Source organism: Kocuria rhizophila (assembly GCF_003667225.1).
Lineage (GTDB): Bacteria > Actinomycetota > Actinomycetes > Actinomycetales > Micrococcaceae > Kocuria > Kocuria rhizophila.
Window position 1 is genome coordinate 1 of sequence record NZ_RCOM01000012.1, and the last position, 15,498, is coordinate 15,498.

The following is a 15,498-nucleotide window of genomic DNA, read 5'->3' on the forward strand; positions in this document are numbered from 1 at the left end:
GAACTGAGAACAATTAATCTTGACTTGGTAAACATTGTTTAGCCTATTGAGCGCACCTTGAATATCAGTAGCCCAGTCTTTGGCACTTTTATTTTCGATCTCTTCTTTCCAGTGAAATCCGAAACAACCAACCCCGAAACCCTTCTTGATAATATTCAATTCAGCCCTTCTGATTCTTCAATATCGTTGCGGTTTTGCCATGATGCTACATCAAAACAAGTAGGGTCGGTCAGAAGCTTTCGCTTCCGAAACATTACCCAAGGGCCCATCATGCCCCACCCCCTGAACCCCCGTGTGCGCAGCTACGGCACTGACTTTCGTCCCATGCCCCGTGCACCCATATGAACTTTCCAAGCTCTATGCTTCCCTCATGAGCTTCAACGACAACTCACAGCTGGACGCCGGACGGGTCCGCACCGGCGGTGGTGGCGGACGCGGCATCGCCGTGGGAGGCGGGCTGGGCGGCGTCGTCCTGCTGCTGCTCGCGGGACTGTTCTTCGGCCAGGACGGGATCGACGCCGTGACGGGCGGCACCCAGGCGCAGACCACAGGGACGCAGCAGGTCGACTCCGGGCTGGAGGATCGCTGCCGCACCGGAGCGGACGCGAACTCCGACCCCCAGTGCCGCATGGTGGCCACCGTGCAGTCCCTGGACCAGTTCTGGGGCGAGTACTACCCGCAGGCCACGGGTGAGCGGTACGTGCTGCCCGAGGTCATGCTCTTCGCGGGCTCGGCGGGCACGTCCTGCGGGCAGGCGTCCTCCGCCACGGGTCCGTTCTACTGCCCGCCGGACCAGACCGTGTACCTGGACACCGGGTTCTTCGAGCAGCTGCGCACGGACTTCGGTGCGGACGCGGACGCCCTGGCCCAGGAGTACGTGATGGCCCACGAGGTGGGGCACCACGTGCAGAACCTGCAGGGAACCCTGGGGCGCGCCCAGCGCGATCCCCACGGTGCCACGTCCGCGGCCGTGCGGACCGAGCTGCAGGCGGACTGCTACGGCGGCCTGTGGGCCCACCACGCCGTGGAGCCGGGCGGAGCGGTGCAGCTGCAGCCCATCACGCGCGCCCAGCTCTCGGACGCGATCGAGGCGGCCGGCGCGATCGGCGACGACAGGATCCAGGAGGCCGCCCAGGGGCGGGCCAACCCGGAGTCCTTCACGCACGGGACGTCCGCCCAGCGCCAGGCCTGGTTCCTGAGCGGCTACCAGACCGGCGACATCCGCGCGTGCAGCACGTTCTCCGCCGAGGACCTGGACCACCCGGACGCCCTGGCCTGACGCCCGTGGCAGTCAGTGGCGCCGCGCGTCCTCCGCGCGCGGCAGCCACGGGGCCCGCATGGCGTGCGGGCCCAGCTCCGCCACCGATCCGGCGCCCATGAGCAGCATGGTGGTGCGGATCTGCTCCTCGAGCAGCTCAATGACCCGTGACACCCCCTGCTCTCCCCCGGCCATGAGGCCGTAGAGGTAGGCGCGGCCGATCAGCACGAAGTCCGCGCCCGCGCACAGGGCCGTCACCACGTCCGCGCCGGACATCACCCCGGAGTCCAGGACCAGGGGAACGTCCGGACCCACCTCGTCGCGGATCTCCGGCAGCGCGGTGAGGGAAACCGGTGCGCGGTCCAGCTGACGCCCGCCGTGGTTGGAGACCACCAGCCCGTCCGCGCCAATGCTCAGGGCGCGCCGGGCATCCTCGCGCGTGAGGATGCCCTTGACGAACAGCTGCCCGTCCCAGTTCTCCCGGATCCACGCGAGGTGCTCCAGGTTCAGTCCGGGGTCGAACATCGTGGAGATCAGCTCCGCCAGGGCACCGGAGGTGTCCGAGAGCGAGGCGAACTTCAGCGAGTCCGTGGTCAGGAAGTTGAACCACCACTCCGGGCGGTAGGAGGCGTCCAGAACGGTCTTCGGCGTGATCCTGGGCGGGATGGTCATGCCGTTGCGGGTGTCCCGCAGCCGCTGACCGGGCACGGGTGTGTCCACCGTGACCAGCAGCGTGGTCGTGCCCGCGGCCTTGGCGCGCCGCAGCAGGTCCAGGGACGCATCGTGCTCACGCCAGAGGTAGAGCTGGAACCACCGCTGCGCATCCGGAGCGGCGTCCCGGACCTCCTCGATGGAGCGGGTGCCCATGGTGGACAGGGAGAACGGGATGCCGGCACGCTGGGCGGCGCGGACTCCCCCGATCTCACCCTCCGAGTGCATGAAGCGGGTGAATCCCGTGGGGGCGATCCCGAACGGCAGGGCGCTGCGGACACCGGCGATCTCCGTGCTCAGGTCTGCGGTGTCCGTGCCGTGCAGGATCCGCGGCAGCAGCTCCACGGACTCGAACGCCTCCCGGTTGCGCCGGTGGGTGATCTCCTGCCCGGCCGCGCCGTCCACGTAGTCGAAGGCCGGGCGGGGCGTACGACGCCGCGCGATCCGCCGCAGCGCCTCCACGTCCGCGGCCTTCGCGAGCCTCGCGGCGCGCCGGTCCGGATTGAAGGAGCCGAACTTCATGAGCGGTGTGAGTTCGGACAGTTGCGGCAGATGGCGTTCCATGGGGTCCTCCCGGTCGCGAATTCTTGCTCGAAACTATCAGGGGCACCGGACCCGGGTGCACAGGCTCCCCCACGTTCGCCCCCGGTCCGCCCACGTGCCGCGACGCCCGGACCGCAGAGCCGTCGCGGCCGGATGCTGCATGGACCCCGGAGGGCGTCTGCGGCGCGCGCGGACAGCAGGAAGGGCACGACCCCTGCGGATCGTGCCCTTCCCGTGCCCCGTCTCCAGAACGGTGCCCACCGTGGCCCGCGCGTGGCGGACCCGGTGGGATCAGATGTTGAAGCCCAGGGCCCTCATCTGGTCCCGGCCGTCCTCCGTGATCCGCTCCGGACCCCACGGGGGCATCCAGATCCAGTTCACGTGCCACTCGTCCACGGCGGGCGAGAGGTTCTGGGAGACCTGCTCCTCGATGACGTCCTGCAGCGGGCACGCCGCCGTGGTGAGCGTCATGTCCAGGCGCAGGGAGGCATCGTCCTGGTACTCCAGGCCGTAGAGCAGGCCCAGGTCCACGATGTTCACGCCCAGCTCGGGGTCGATCACGTTCTTCAGCAGGTCCGTGATCTCCTCGACCGAGGCCTGGCCGTTGGGCCCGGTGGTCTCCGCCGCGGCGGTGCCGGTGGATTCGCTCATGGCGACCTCCTCAGGAAGTGGTGCGCCGGTGCCTACTTGGCAGCGGCCTGAACGTAGCGGTCGTAGCCCTCGTTCTCCAGCTGCTCCGCGAGCTCCGGACCGCCCTGGTCCACCACGCGGCCGTCGGAGAACACGTGCACGAACTGCGGCTTGATGTAGCGCAGGATGCGCGTGTAGTGCGTGATCAGCATGATGCCCGTGTTGTCCTCGGACAGGGCGCGGTTCACACCCTCGGACACGATCTTCAGCGCGTCCACGTCCAGGCCGGAGTCCGTCTCGTCCAGCAGGGCGATCTTCGGCTTGAGGATCTCCAGCTGCAGGATCTCGTGGCGCTTCTTCTCGCCGCCGGAGAAGCCCTCGTTGACGTTGCGCAGGAGCATGTCGTTGTCGATCTTCAGCTTGTCCATGGCGGTGCGGACGTCCTTGGTCCACGTGCGCAGGGAGGGTGCCTCGCCGTCGATCGCGGTCTTCGCGGAGCGCAGGAAGTTGGAGGTGGTCACGCCGGGGATCTCCACCGGGTACTGCATGGCCAGGAAGAGGCCGGCGCGGGCGCGCTCGTCCACGGACATCTCCAGCACGTCCTGCCCGTCCAGGGTCACGGAGCCGGAGTCCACCTGGTACTTGGGGTGGCCGGCGATCGTGGACGCCAGCGTGGACTTGCCCGAGCCGTTGGGGCCCATGATCGCGTGCACCTCACCGGAGTTGATGGTCAGATTCACGCCCTTGAGGATGGGCTTGGTGCTCTCGTCGTCCAGGATGACGGACGCGTGGAGGTCCTTGATCTCCAGAGTTGACATGCGGTGTTTCTCCTTGGGTCTCGTGGGCACCGGCCCGCTCTCGGGCGCGGTGCGGAATTCTCGGGTCTGACGACGGCGCTGGGCCGGGGTCTCAGCTCTCGGTGCGGGCGAGCTCGTCCTCCAGGGACGCGCGCAGCTGCTCCTCGAGGGCCTCCACGCCCACCTGCTGGATGATCTCGAACAGGAATCCGCGGACCACCAGGCGGCGTGCCTGGTCCTCCGGGATGCCGCGGGACATCAGGTAGTAGAGGTGCTCGTCGTCCAGCTGCCCCGTGGTGGAGGCGTGACCTGCACCGGCGATCAGGCCGGTCTCGATCTCCAGGTTCGGCACGGAGTCCATGCGCGGACCGTCGTTGAGGATCAGGTTGCGGTTGAGCTCGTAGGTGTCCGTGCCCTCGGCCTCGGCGCGGATCAGGACGTCGCCCACCCACACGCCGTGGGCGTTCTCACCCTGCAGCGCGGACTTGTAGTTCACGCGCGACCGGCAGCGCGGCACGGAGTGGTCCACGAACAGCCGGGACTCCAGGTGCTGGCCGTCGTCCACGAACGTGAGGCCGTACATCTCCACGTCGCCGCCGGGAGCGGTGAAGCGGGTGGACGGGGTGACGCGCACCAGGTCACCGCCCAGGCTCACGAGCACATGCTTGAACGTGGCGTCGCGGCCCAGCTTGGCCTGCTGCGAGGACGCGTGCACGGAGTCGTCCGTCCACTCCTGCAGCGAGACCACGGTGAGGTTGGCGCCGTCCGCCACCGAGAACTCGATGTTCTGGGCCAGCACGGCGGTGCCCACGTGGCGCAGCACCACGAGCGCCTTGGAGTTCGCCCCGGCGTCCACCACGATGTGCTGGGCCGCGGGTTCCTCGGACTCACCGGTGAGCGTCACGATCACGGGCTCCGCCACCTGGGCGTCGCGCGGCACGGAGATCACGGTGGCCTCGCGGAACGAGGACCACGCGTTCGCCGAGACCCGGTCCTCCGGGATGCCGGCCGAGCCCACGCGGGAGTCGTCGCGGCCCACGGAGGTGATCTGCACGGCGTCGTCCCCCGAGACGGAGACGGCGGGCGCGGGGCCCTGCAGGGCGGCGTCGTCGAGCCCGCGCAGCCGCTTGATGGGCGTGAAGCGCCAGTCCTCGAGCTTGCTGCTCAGCGGCGGGAAGTCGGCCACGTCGTAGGACGTGGTGCGGCCCGCGCGGGAGGAGTCCGGCACGCCGGAGATGTCCCCGTGCTGGGTGTGGCGGATCTCGGGCTCACCGGCCTGATTGCGGCCCTCCTGCAGGGTCTCGCCCTCCTGGCTCATGCCCGGGATGGCGACGCGGTCCTCGCCGGTGGGCACTCCGTTCACCTGCTCGTCGGCGTCCTGTGCGGCACGGGCGGTCTGATCAGTGGTGGACATATCAGCCAACGGATCCTTCCATTTGCAGTTCGATGAGACGGTTGAGCTCGAGCGCGTACTCCATGGGCAGCTCACGCGCGATCGGCTCCACGAAGCCGCGCACGATCATGGCCATGGCCTCCTCCTCGGGCATGCCGCGCTGCATGAGGTAGAACAGCTGCTCCTCGGACACGCGGGAAACAGTGGCCTCGTGGCCCATGGTGACGTCGTCCTCGCGGATGTCCACGTAGGGGTACGTGTCCGAGCGGGAGATCGTGTCCACCAGCAGGGCGTCGCACACCACGTTGGACTTGGAGTGCGTGGCGCCCTCGCGCACCTGCACGAGGCCGCGGTAGGCGGAGCGGCCGCCGTTGCGGGCCACCGACTTCGACACGATCGACGAGGACGTGTTCGGGGCGATGTGCACCATCTTGGACCCGGTGTCCTGGTGCTGGCCCTCGCCCGCGAAGGCGATGGACAGGGTCTCACCGCGCGCGTGCTCGCCGGTCATGTAGACCGCGGGGTACTTCTGGGTGACCTTGGAGCCGATGTTGCCGTCCACCCACTCCATGGTGGCGCCCTCGTGGGCGATGGCGCGCTTGGTCACCAGGTTGTACACGTTGTTGGACCAGTTCTGGATGGTCGTGTAGCGCACCCGGGCGTTCTTCTTGCAGATGATCTCCACCACGGCGGAGTGCAGCGAGTCGGTCTTGTAGATCGGCGCGGTGCAGCCCTCGATGTAGTGGACGTAGGAGTCCTCGTCCGCGATGATCAGCGTGCGCTCGAACTGGCCCATGTTCTCGGTGTTGATGCGGAAGTACGCCTGCAGCGGGATGTCCACGTGCACACCCTTGGGGACGTACACGAACGAGCCGCCGGACCACACGGCCGTGTTCAGCGCGGCGAACTTGTTGTCGCCCACGGGGATCACGGTGCCGAAGTACTCCTCGAAGAACTCGGGGTGCTCCTTCAGGGCGGTGTCCGTGTCCATGAAGATCACGCCCTGGGCCTCGAGGTCCTCGCGGATCTGGTGGTAGACCACCTCGGACTCGTACTGCGCGGCCACACCGGCCACCAGGCGGTTGCGCTCAGCCTCGGGGATGCCGAGCTTCTCGTACGTGTTGCGGATGTCCTCGGGCAGCTCCTCCCAGGAGCCCGCCTGCTGCTCCGTGGAGCGCACGAAGTACTTGATGTTGTCGAAGTCGATGCCCGACAGGTCCGCGCCCCACGTGGGCATGGGCTTGCGGTCGAAGAACTTCAGGCCCTTCAGACGCAGCTGCGTCATCCAGTCCGGCTCGCTCTTCTTGGCCGAGATGTCCCGGACCACCTCTTCGTTCACGCCGCGGCGCGCCGAGGCGCCGGCGTCGTTCTTGTCGGCCCAGCCGTACTGGTACTGGCCGATCCCCTCGAGCTCCGGGTTCATCTCCAGGATCTCGGAAATCGTGGTGTCGCCTGTCATGGTGCCCGCGGTGTCCGCGGGTTCGATGCGCTCGGTCATGACAACCCTCCCTGTCGTGCGGTTGTGTGGTTGGTGGAGTTCTTGGAACCCGCCGCGCGCAGCTGCAGCGGGACGTGTGTGGTGCAGACGTGGGCGCCCGCGGCCATGGTGGAGAGCCTGCGGACGTCGACGTCCAGCAGCTCGGCGATCATGGCGGTCTCCTGCTCGCAGAACTCGGGGTACTCGTTCGCGATGTCCTGGATGGGGCAGTGGCCCTGGCACAGCTGGGCGGAGCGCAGAGTCACGCCCTTGGGACCACGGGGGGTGACCGTGGTGTGGGACGCCACGAAGCCGTCGTGGCTCATGGCGGCGGTCAGCGCGTTGAGGCGGTCCTCCACGTCCGGACCCGCGGCCTCCACGCTGGGCCGGTAGCGCTCACGCCACCGCTCGACCTCCTCGGTCACGAACCCGTGCACGAGATCCTCACCACCCACCCGGGCCATGGTGGCCAGCGCACGGCTGGCAAGCCCCCGGTAGTCCTGCGCCAGCTGCTCGTGCCCGCCCGGTGCCACCACGTAGCGACGCGCCGGCCGACCAGCTCCCGAGGCGGTGCTGCGCACCATGGAAACCTCCACGAACTGCTCGGACTCCAGGGCGTCCAGGTGACGCCGGACGGCGGCGGGCGTGAGGCCGAGGTCCTTGGCGATCTGCGCGGCGGAGATGGGCCCGTGGGCGAGCACCAGCGAGAGCACCCGCGAGCGGGTGGTGTCATCCTGGTCCGTGCGCACCGCGCTCGTGCGGTCCGTGGCCGGTGAACTCATGCTGGGTGCAACATCCTTCGCGGCGAGTCGGGGAGGTGGCCGAGCCGGTGCAGCTCCGTGCGGCCCGGGCCCCACGGGAACTGGGTTCACCGGTGAGGCACGCAATACATAACGAGGGTATGCGGTAATCCATTCCCCGACAAACGCCCGGAGCACGCCCCGGGGAGGCGCCCACGGAGGCGCGGGCGGGAGTCCCCCACCGGGCGTCATGGCACGGGCCGTCCTAGACTGTCCGGGTGCAGACGCCCCCAGAATTTTCCTCAGTCCCCGCTGCCGCCCCCGATCCGGGGACCGCGGCCCTGCACATCAGCGACCTGGTCAAGACGTTCCCCGGGCGCGGTGAGCCCGTCCGCGCGGTCCGCGGTCTCAGCATGGCGGCCCACGCCGGGCGCGTCACGGCCCTGCTCGGGGCCAACGGCGCGGGCAAGACCACCACGCTGCAGTGCGCCCAGGGCCTCCAGCAGCCCACCTCGGGCACGGTCCGCCTGCTCGGCCAGGACCCCTGGCGGGCCTCCCCGGAGCTGCGCGCCCGCGTGGGCGTCATGCTCCAGGACGGCGGGCTCCCGCAGGCCGTGCGACCCGCAGAGCTGCTGCGCCACCTCAGCAACCTCTACGCGGACCCGGTCCCCGTGACCGAGCTGGTGGAGCGCCTCGGCATCCGGTCCTTCCTCCACACGCCCGTCCGTCGGCTCTCCGGCGGCCAGCGCCAGCGCGTGGCGCTCGCGGCGGCGCTCGTGGGCCGCCCGGACGTGCTGTTCCTGGACGAGCCGTCCGCCGGGCTGGACCCGCGCTCGCGCCAGCTCGTGTTCGACGTGGTCCAGCGCCTGCGGGACCAGGGAACCTGCATCATCCTCACCACGCACCTCATGGACGACGCCGCCCGGCTCGCCGACTACGTGTACATCGTGGACCACGGCGCGGTGGCCGCCCAGGGCACCGTGGCGGACCTCGTGCGCACCGGCCGGGACTCGTCCCTGGTCATGACCATCACCGTCACGCCGGAGCAGCGTCCCGTGCTGCGCGCGGACCCGCCCTGGCGCCGCCCCGGCTACGACGACGTCCGCTGGGTCGTCAAGGACCGCACCGTCACCCTCACCGGCCCGCTCGACGCCGCCCGCGTCCGTGAGCTGACCGCGTGGGCCACCCGCAACGACACCCTGCCGGAGGCGCTGAGCGTGCAACCCCGTTCCCTCGAAGACGTGTTCCTGGACGTGGCCGGGAGGGATGCCCGGTGACCCCCGCAGACGCCGTCACCTCGGCACCCCACCCGCACGAGCGGCGTCGTGCCGCGTCCCTGCCCCGGCGCGTGGTGTCCCAGGCGCGCTTCGAGGCCACCACGATGCTGCGCAACGGGGAGCAGCTGCTGCTGCTCGTGATCCTGCCCGTCATGGCACTCGTGGCTCTCACCATGACCGACCTGCTGGACCCCTACCGCGTGGACGGGGCCTCCCGTGCGGACGTGGCCGTGCCCGGCATCCTGGTGCTGTGCGTGCTCTCCAGCGCCTTCTCGGGGCAGGGCATCCAGACCGGCTTCGACCGCCGCTACGGGGTGCTGCGCCAGCTCTCGACCACTCCCCTGGGACGCTCCGGTCTGATCGCGGGCAAGCTGCTCGCCGTGCTGGCCGTGCTCGCCGTGCAGTACGTGATCGTGGCGGCCGTGGCCCTCTGGCTGGGCTGGCACCCCACCGTGGCCACCGTGCTTGGCTCCCTCCCCCTGCTCGTGCTGGTCGCCGTGGCGTTCACCGGGCTGGGCCTGCTGATCGCCGGAACCCTGCGCGCCGAGGCCACCCTGGCGGTGCTCAACGTGGTGTGGGTGGCGCTCGCCGCGGGCGGTGGTGTGCTCTTCCCCGCGTCCGCGCTGCCCGGCTGGCTCGCCGGGATCGTGTCCTGGCTGCCCTCCTCGGCCGCGGGTGAGGTGCTGCGGGAGTGCTTCCTGCACGGCCGGGTGAGTGCCGCTCCCCTGCTGGTCCTCGCCGCATGGGCGGTGGCGAGCTGGGCGGCCACCGCGCGGTGGTTCAAGTGGGTCTGACCCCCTGAGCGCGCGGTCCCGTCCAGGATGCTCCCACGGCGGGATCGCTACACTGAGGGGGACCCGTCCCCTCTGCCCCTGGATGCCCCGCCATGTCTGACACCGCTCCCCGCACCGCCGTCGATTCGTTCTGGTGGCCCAGCACCGTGACCCCCTGGGTGCGCTTCCTCGCGGTGGCGTCCCTGGTGGCCAACGCGCTGCTGATCTTCACGGGCGGCCTCGTCCGGCTGACCGGTTCCGGCCTGGGGTGCCCCACGTGGCCCCGCTGCACGCCCGACTCCTGGACGAACACGGCGGAGATGGGTGTGCACGGGATCATCGAGTTCGGCAACCGCCTGCTCACGTTCGTACTCACCGTGGTGGCGGTCCTGACGTTCCTGTCCGTGCTGAAGCTGCGCGAAGAGCACCCCAAGCTGTTCCGGCTGGCGCTGCTCCTGCTGCTCGGAATCCCCGTGCAGGCCGTGGTGGGCGGCGTGCTGGTGCACCTGGAGCTGCACCCGCTGCTCGTGGGTGCGCACTACTTCCTCTCAGCCATCATGATCGCGCTGTCCACGCTGCTGGTGCTCAACACCCGGCGCGAGGGCCTCTCGCGAGTGGCCCACGACCAGCGCCCCGGCCAGCTGCACGGCCACACCACCCTGGTGCGCGGCCTCGCGGTCGCCACGGGCGTTATCGCGGCCGTGGTGCTCTACCTCGGCACCCTGGTGACCGGCACCGGCCCCCACGCCGGGGACCAGGACAGCGCGCGGCTGGCCTTCGACTCCGTGGTCATCGCCCGCGCCCACGCGGTCCCCGTCTACCTGCTCACCCTCACGGCCGTGACGGGCATCGTGGTGACCACGGTGAAGTCCCTGCCCCGTGTGCTGCGCAACGCGTACGCCATCATGATCCTGGTGATCATGGCCCAGGGCGCCGTGGGCTACTACCAGTACTTCAACGGCGTTCCGGAGGCCGCCGTGTCCCTGCACATGGTGCTCTCGGCAGTGCTGATCTGGGCGGCCACCCGCGTGGTCTCCATCAGCTTCTACCTCGCGGACGACCACCACGAGCACGCGGCGCCCGTGGACCTGGGCGAGGCTTCACCCGCCTCCGCGCCCGCACAGCCGGTGCGCTGACCGCGAGCCTCCCCGTACGCCGTCTGCCCCCGGTCATCCCGGGGGCAGACGTTTTTCCGTCCTGTGCCGCTGGTGCACGGGCTCCCGACGCTGCCCGGCGCAGCTGGACCTCAGGCTCGCGGCCACGCGGGTGCTCATCCCGCCGACGACACGCCCAGTCGCTGGTGCTCACACCCCCAATAACGACCCGTGCCGCAGATGGTCAGGATTCCGACGACGTCCCGTGGCGCAGTCGCTCAGGCATCCGACGGCGCCGCGGGCCGGCCGCGCAGCTGTGCCACGGCGTCCGCGAGTGCGCGCTTGCCGCTCGAGGGAATGGGCAGCAGCGGACGCCGCGGTGCGCTCGTGCGCACGCCGCAGACCTCCGCGAGGGCGTACAGCACGGACAGGGGACGTTCGTGCCCCATGAGCTGCATGAGGGGGCGCAGCGCGGAGCTCCAGGCCGCCGCATCCTCCGCGCGGCCCTCTCTCACCGCTCGGTGGAACTCCACGAACTCCGGAGCCAGCAGGGCGGCCATCCCGCTGTGCCACGCCGCCGGTGGGTACTCCTCCACGATCAGCTGGTCCCGGCTCACACCGTGGACCGTGCCGGGTTCCGCCTGCTGGGCGAACAGCAGCTGGCGTGAGTGGAACAGCCGCCCGGAGCTCGCCGTGTCCTTGAACGCCACCACGGTGTCCAGCCAGGACAGCTCCGCCGCGAGCTCCACCGGGTACGTGAACCCGGTGGTGGAGGGGTTGTTGTAGAGGCACACGGGCAGCGACACCGCCGAGGACACCGTCTCCACCTGGTCCGCGATCTCCTGCGACACCAGCGGGATGTAGCTCACGGGGCTCAGCACGAGCCCGTCCGCGCCGTTGTTCTCCGCGGCGTAGGCGTGCTGGAGGACCTCACGCGTGGTGATGGCCGAGATGCCGACTCCCACGGGGGTTCCCGAGCCGGAGGCCGCGCGGACGGCGGTGCGCACCACCTCGGACCGCTCGGCGGCGTCGAGGTAGGCGAACAGTCCCGAGGTGCCGAGCACCACGATCCCGTCCACACCGCTGCGTGCCAGCCGGGCGATGCTGCTCTCCAAGGAGTCCAGGTCCAGGGCTCCGCCGGGATGCAGCGGAGTCACGGGGTAGGCGATCACACCGGAGAAGTCCATCGAGAGCATGGGCCCAGTTTAGGCGAGCACCGCGACCGAGCCGGCCGAGCGGCGTCGTCCCCGGGCACGGCGAGACGGCCGGTGGACGGGATGCCCAGGATGGGACGGACCGGACACGCCGGTCAGAGAATGGGACCGCCGAGGAACGGATCCAGGGCCACGCCCACGAACACGAACGTGATGTAGGCGATCGAGCCGTGGAAGACGTACATGGCCTGCTTGAGCGTGGGCCGCCCGGCCCGGGCCAGACCGTAGAGCTTGTGGCAGTGGTAGGTGAACCACGCGCCGGAGAGCAGCGCGATGATCCCGTAGACCCAGCCCGCACCGCCCACGGGGATCAGCAGCAGCGAGCAGATCACGGTGGCCCACGCGTACAGCACCACCTGCGCACCCACGGTCCGCGCGGAGTCCACCGCGCCGAGCATGGGAACCCCCGCGCGGGAGTAGTCCTCCGCGTACTTCATGGACAGTGGCCAGTAGTGCGGCGGGGTCCACAGGAAGATGAACGCGAAGAGCACGAACGCGGGCCACTCGAGCGTGCCGCGCACCGCGGCCCAGCCGATCAGCACGGGCATGCACCCGGCGATCCCGCCCCACACGATGTTCTGCGCGGTGCGGCGCTTGAGGATGATCGAGTAAAAGACGGCGTAGAGGGCGATGGCCACCACGCCCAGCACACCGCACAGCACGCTCACCCCGAGGGTCAGCCAGGCCACGGCCACCGCGGACAGCAGCCACGCGAACACCAGGGCTTCTCGGTCGCTGACCTCCCCGGTGACCAGGGGGCGCTTGGCCGTGCGCCGCATGAGACGGTCCTCGTTGCGGTCGATGTAGCAGTTGAAGGCTCCCGCGGCACCCGCCGCGAGGGTGCCTCCGACCAGCGTGTTGAGCACGAGCCAGAAGTCGGGCACGCCCTGCTGCGCGAAGAACATGGTGGGCACGGTGGCCACGAGGAGCAGCTCGATGATCCGGGGCTTGGTAAGCGCCACGTACGCCTTGAGCTTGCGGCGCGCGGTCATCGGGCCCTGGTACCCCACCGGGGCGACCTCCCCGATGCGGGTCCCGGTCACTCCGTGTCCTTGCGTCGCGGGGGATCCCGAGGAATCCGGGTGCGTCGCGGTATCGAGGTGATTCACGGAATCGATGCTCCAAAGAACGTGTGCGGCCCGCACGGGCGGGAGTCCTGCGGTGCCCGGCGCGGCACTGCGCGCGGGGACACCCGGTCAACAGTATAGCCGCCGGGATTGACACCCGGATGGCGCCCGACCCGGTGCCCGGTGGCCGTTCGCGCTCACAGCGTACGTCCCTGACGGGCACGGCCTCTCGGGACTAAGGTTGAGCGCGGAACTCGCGTTCCGCGGCACCCGGAGGCCTTGCGGCCGGTCGGGCGGCGGTTCGCATCGCACATCCCCACAGGAAAGGGGCGCGCCACCGTGCCGAACCTCGATCAACCGCTGAACTGGACCGAACAGGATGCCCGCGCCGTGGACACCGCGCGTGTCCTCGCGGCGGACGCCGTGCAGAAGGTCGGCAACGGCCACCCCGGCACGGCCATGTCCCTGGCACCCGTGGCCTACCTGCTGTTCCAGAAGGTCATGCGCCACGACCCCTCGGACGACCGCTGGACCGGGCGCGACCGGTTCATCCTCTCCCCCGGGCACACCTCGCTGACGCTCTACCTGCAGCTCTTCTTCTCGGGCTACGGCCTGGAGATGTCGGACCTGGAGTCGCTGCGCACGTGGGGCTCCAAGGTCCCGGGCCATCCCGAGTACCGGCACACCACGGGCGTGGAGATCACCACCGGACCGCTGGGCCAGGGGCTCGCCTCCTCCGTGGGCTTCGCGTACGCCCAGCGCTACACGCGCGGGCTCTTCGACGCCGACGCCGCCCAGGGCACCTCCCCGTTCGACCACCACGTGTTCGTGATCGCCTCGGACGGGGACCTCCAGGAGGGCATCACCTCCGAGGCCTCGTCCCTGGCCGGCACCCAGGAGCTGGGCAACCTGGTGGTGATCTACGACGACAACAAGATCTCCATCGAGGACGACACCAACGTGGCGTTCAACGAGGACGTGCTGGCCCGCTACGAGGCCTACGGCTGGGACACCACCCGCGTGGACTGGCGCAACGGCGGGCAGTACCAGGAGGACGTCCAGGGCCTCTACGACGCGATCGTGGCCGCCACCAAGGTCACGGACAAGCCGTCCCTGATCGCGCTCAGCACCATCATCGGCTGGCCCTCCCCCACCAAGCAGAACACCGGCGGCATCCACGGCTCCGCGCTCGGCGCGGACGAGGTCGCCGCGACCAAGAAGATCCTGGGCTTCGATCCCGAGAAGTCCTTCCAGATCGAGCCCGAGATCATGGACCACGTGCGCGAGGTCGCCCAGCGCGGCAAGGCCGAGCGCGCCGAGTGGGAGAAGTCCTTCGAGCAGTGGCGCAGCGCCCACCCGGACAAGGCGGCCCTCTACGACCGCATCAAGAACCAGGAGCTGCCCGAGGACTACCGCGCGGCGTTCCCCACGTTCCCGGCGGGCAAGGCCATGGCCACCCGCAAGGCCTCCGGGCAGGTCATCAACGCGATCGCGGACACCTTCCCCGAGCTGTGGGGCGGCTCCGCGGACCTCGCGGGCTCCAACAACACCACGATCGACTCCGCCCCGTCCTTCATCCCGGAGAAGCGCTCCACCGAGAAGTGGACGGGCTCCCCGTACGGCCGGGTGCTGCACTTCGGCATCCGTGAGCACGCGGCGGCGGCGATCGTCAACGGCATCGTGATGAGCAGCCAGACCCGCGCCTTCTCGGGGACGTTCCTCATCTTCTCCGACTACCAGCGCCCGGCCGTGCGCCTGGGTGCGCTCATGAAGGTGCCCTCCATCTACGTCTGGACCCACGACTCCATCGGTCTGGGCGAGGACGGACCCACGCACCAGCCCGTGGAGCAGCTGTCCTCGCTGCGCGCGATCCCGGGACTCGACGTCGTGCGCCCCGCGGACGCCAACGAGACCGCGGTGGCGTGGCGGACCATCCTGGAGAGCCACGAGCACCCTGCGGGCATCGCGCTCACGCGCCAGGACCTGCCCACGCTGGCCCGTGAGGACCTGCACCCGGACGCGGAGGGCGAGAAGTTCGCCTCCGCCGAGGGCGTGGCGCGCGGCGGCTACGTGCTGGCCGACAGCGAGGGCACGCCGGACGTGGTGCTGATCGGCACCGGCTCGGAGGTGCAGCTCGCACTGCCGGCCCGCGAGCAGCTCAAGGCACAGGGCGTGTCCGCCCGCGTGGTCTCCATGCCGTGCCGCGAGTGGTTCGACGCCCAGGACGCGCAGTACCGCGAGTCCGTGGTCCCCGCGGGCGTCAAGGCCCGGGTCACGGTCGAGGCCGGCATCCGGATGTCCTGGAACGACCTCCTCGGCGATGCCGGGCGGGCCGTCTCCCTGGAGCACTTCGGCGAGTCCGCGGACTACGAGACGCTCTACCGCGAGTTCGGCATCACCGCAGAGGCCGTGACGGAGGCCGCCCTGGACTCCATCGCCGCCGCGCGCTGAGCCCCACACCCCTGCACCCGTTGCGGGCGGCGGACCCGCCGCCCGCAACGGCCCCAGATTTCCCACGCGACCG

General features: G+C 69.9%; 13 protein-coding genes. 5 read left to right on the forward strand and 8 right to left on the reverse strand.

Going from position 1 to position 15,498, the window contains the following annotated elements; translation table 11 throughout:
* The first annotated feature begins 370 nt into the window (after positions 1-370).
* Entirely contained in the window at positions 371-1,279 is a 909-nt protein-coding gene (ypfJ, locus tag D9R02_RS03435; protein WP_039101188.1) for a KPN_02809 family neutral zinc metallopeptidase, read from the forward strand.
* 12 nt (positions 1,280-1,291) lie between these two features.
* Here ypfJ and D9R02_RS03440 read toward each other — a convergent pair whose 3' ends face one another.
* The 6 genes from D9R02_RS03440 to D9R02_RS03465 all read right to left on the reverse strand — a co-directional run bounded on the left by D9R02_RS03440 (position 1,292) and on the right by D9R02_RS03465 (position 7,591).
* Complete coding sequence (locus tag D9R02_RS03440; RefSeq protein ID WP_101888351.1) at positions 1,292-2,533, reverse strand: alpha-hydroxy acid oxidase; 1,242 nt, start codon at positions 2,531-2,533, stop codon at positions 1,292-1,294.
* A gap of 270 nt (positions 2,534-2,803) precedes the next feature.
* Positions 2,804-3,163: a metal-sulfur cluster assembly factor gene (locus D9R02_RS03445; protein WP_019309181.1), complete on the reverse strand. Its 360-nt coding sequence runs from the start codon at positions 3,161-3,163 to the stop codon at positions 2,804-2,806.
* A 32-nt stretch (positions 3,164-3,195) separates the two neighbouring features.
* A complete protein-coding gene (gene sufC / locus D9R02_RS03450) occupies positions 3,196-3,960 on the reverse strand; it encodes a Fe-S cluster assembly ATPase SufC (RefSeq protein ID WP_047978246.1) in 765 nt (254 codons plus the stop codon).
* A gap of 91 nt (positions 3,961-4,051) precedes the next feature.
* Entirely contained in the window at positions 4,052-5,353 is a 1,302-nt protein-coding gene (sufD, locus tag D9R02_RS03455; RefSeq protein ID WP_223246065.1) for a Fe-S cluster assembly protein SufD, read from the reverse strand.
* A 1-nt stretch (position 5,354) separates the two neighbouring features.
* Entirely contained in the window at positions 5,355-6,830 is a 1,476-nt protein-coding gene (gene sufB, locus D9R02_RS03460; protein WP_039101192.1) for a Fe-S cluster assembly protein SufB, read from the reverse strand.
* Complete coding sequence (locus D9R02_RS03465) at positions 6,827-7,591, reverse strand: helix-turn-helix transcriptional regulator (protein WP_059281216.1); 765 nt, start codon at positions 7,589-7,591, stop codon at positions 6,827-6,829. Before D9R02_RS03465 ends, sufB begins: the two co-directional genes overlap by 4 nt.
* Positions 7,592-7,827: 236 nt before the next feature.
* Between D9R02_RS03465 and D9R02_RS03470 the strand changes: the two genes are divergently transcribed.
* The 3 genes from D9R02_RS03470 to D9R02_RS03480 all read left to right on the forward strand — a co-directional run bounded on the left by D9R02_RS03470 (position 7,828) and on the right by D9R02_RS03480 (position 10,735).
* Positions 7,828-8,826 (forward strand): ABC transporter ATP-binding protein, encoded by a 999-nt coding sequence (locus tag D9R02_RS03470; protein WP_101888350.1) that lies wholly within the window; start codon positions 7,828-7,830, stop codon positions 8,824-8,826.
* Positions 8,823-9,620 (forward strand): ABC transporter permease, encoded by a 798-nt coding sequence (locus D9R02_RS03475; protein WP_101888349.1) that lies wholly within the window; start codon positions 8,823-8,825, stop codon positions 9,618-9,620. Before D9R02_RS03470 ends, D9R02_RS03475 begins: the two co-directional genes overlap by 4 nt.
* 92 nt (positions 9,621-9,712) lie before the next feature.
* Entirely contained in the window at positions 9,713-10,735 is a 1,023-nt protein-coding gene (locus D9R02_RS03480; RefSeq protein WP_047978249.1) for a COX15/CtaA family protein, read from the forward strand.
* A 236-nt stretch (positions 10,736-10,971) separates the two neighbouring features.
* Here the strand turns inward: D9R02_RS03480 and D9R02_RS03485 are convergent, their stop codons facing one another.
* Both D9R02_RS03485 and D9R02_RS03490 read right to left on the reverse strand, forming a co-directional pair.
* A complete protein-coding gene (locus D9R02_RS03485; RefSeq protein ID WP_039101197.1) occupies positions 10,972-11,889 on the reverse strand; it encodes a dihydrodipicolinate synthase family protein in 918 nt (305 codons plus the stop codon).
* 113 nt (positions 11,890-12,002) lie between these two features.
* Positions 12,003-12,899, reverse strand: coding sequence for a heme o synthase (locus tag D9R02_RS03490; protein ID WP_047978267.1), 897 nt, complete (start codon positions 12,897-12,899; stop codon positions 12,003-12,005).
* Positions 12,900-13,313: 414 nt separating this feature from the next.
* Here D9R02_RS03490 and tkt point away from each other — a divergent pair, with 414 nt between their 5' ends.
* Positions 13,314-15,425 carry a transketolase gene (gene tkt, locus D9R02_RS03495; protein WP_121566347.1) on the forward strand — a complete coding sequence of 704 codons (2,112 nt, stop codon included), beginning with the start codon at positions 13,314-13,316 and terminating at the stop codon, positions 15,423-15,425.
* Positions 15,426-15,498 lie beyond the last annotated feature (73 nt).

Coding starts and splice junctions, on each gene's coding strand:
- sufD (WP_223246065.1), bottom strand. CDS start 5,353: ATGTCCACCACTGATCAGACCGCCCGTGCCGCACAGGACGCCGACGAG.
- D9R02_RS03480 (WP_047978249.1), top strand. CDS start 9,713: ATGTCTGACACCGCTCCCCGCACCGCCGTCGATTCGTTCTGGTGGCCC.
- D9R02_RS03490 (WP_047978267.1), bottom strand. CDS start 12,899: ATGACCGCGCGCCGCAAGCTCAAGGCGTACGTGGCGCTTACCAAGCCC.
- sufB (WP_039101192.1), bottom strand. CDS start 6,830: ATGACCGAGCGCATCGAACCCGCGGACACCGCGGGCACCATGACAGGC.
- D9R02_RS03440 (WP_101888351.1), bottom strand. CDS start 2,533: ATGGAACGCCATCTGCCGCAACTGTCCGAACTCACACCGCTCATGAAG.
- ypfJ (WP_039101188.1), top strand. CDS start 371: ATGAGCTTCAACGACAACTCACAGCTGGACGCCGGACGGGTCCGCACC.
- D9R02_RS03465 (WP_059281216.1), bottom strand. CDS start 7,591: ATGAGTTCACCGGCCACGGACCGCACGAGCGCGGTGCGCACGGACCAG.
- sufC (WP_047978246.1), bottom strand. CDS start 3,960: ATGTCAACTCTGGAGATCAAGGACCTCCACGCGTCCGTCATCCTGGAC.
- D9R02_RS03485 (WP_039101197.1), bottom strand. CDS start 11,889: ATGCTCTCGATGGACTTCTCCGGTGTGATCGCCTACCCCGTGACTCCG.
- D9R02_RS03445 (WP_019309181.1), bottom strand. CDS start 3,163: ATGAGCGAATCCACCGGCACCGCCGCGGCGGAGACCACCGGGCCCAAC.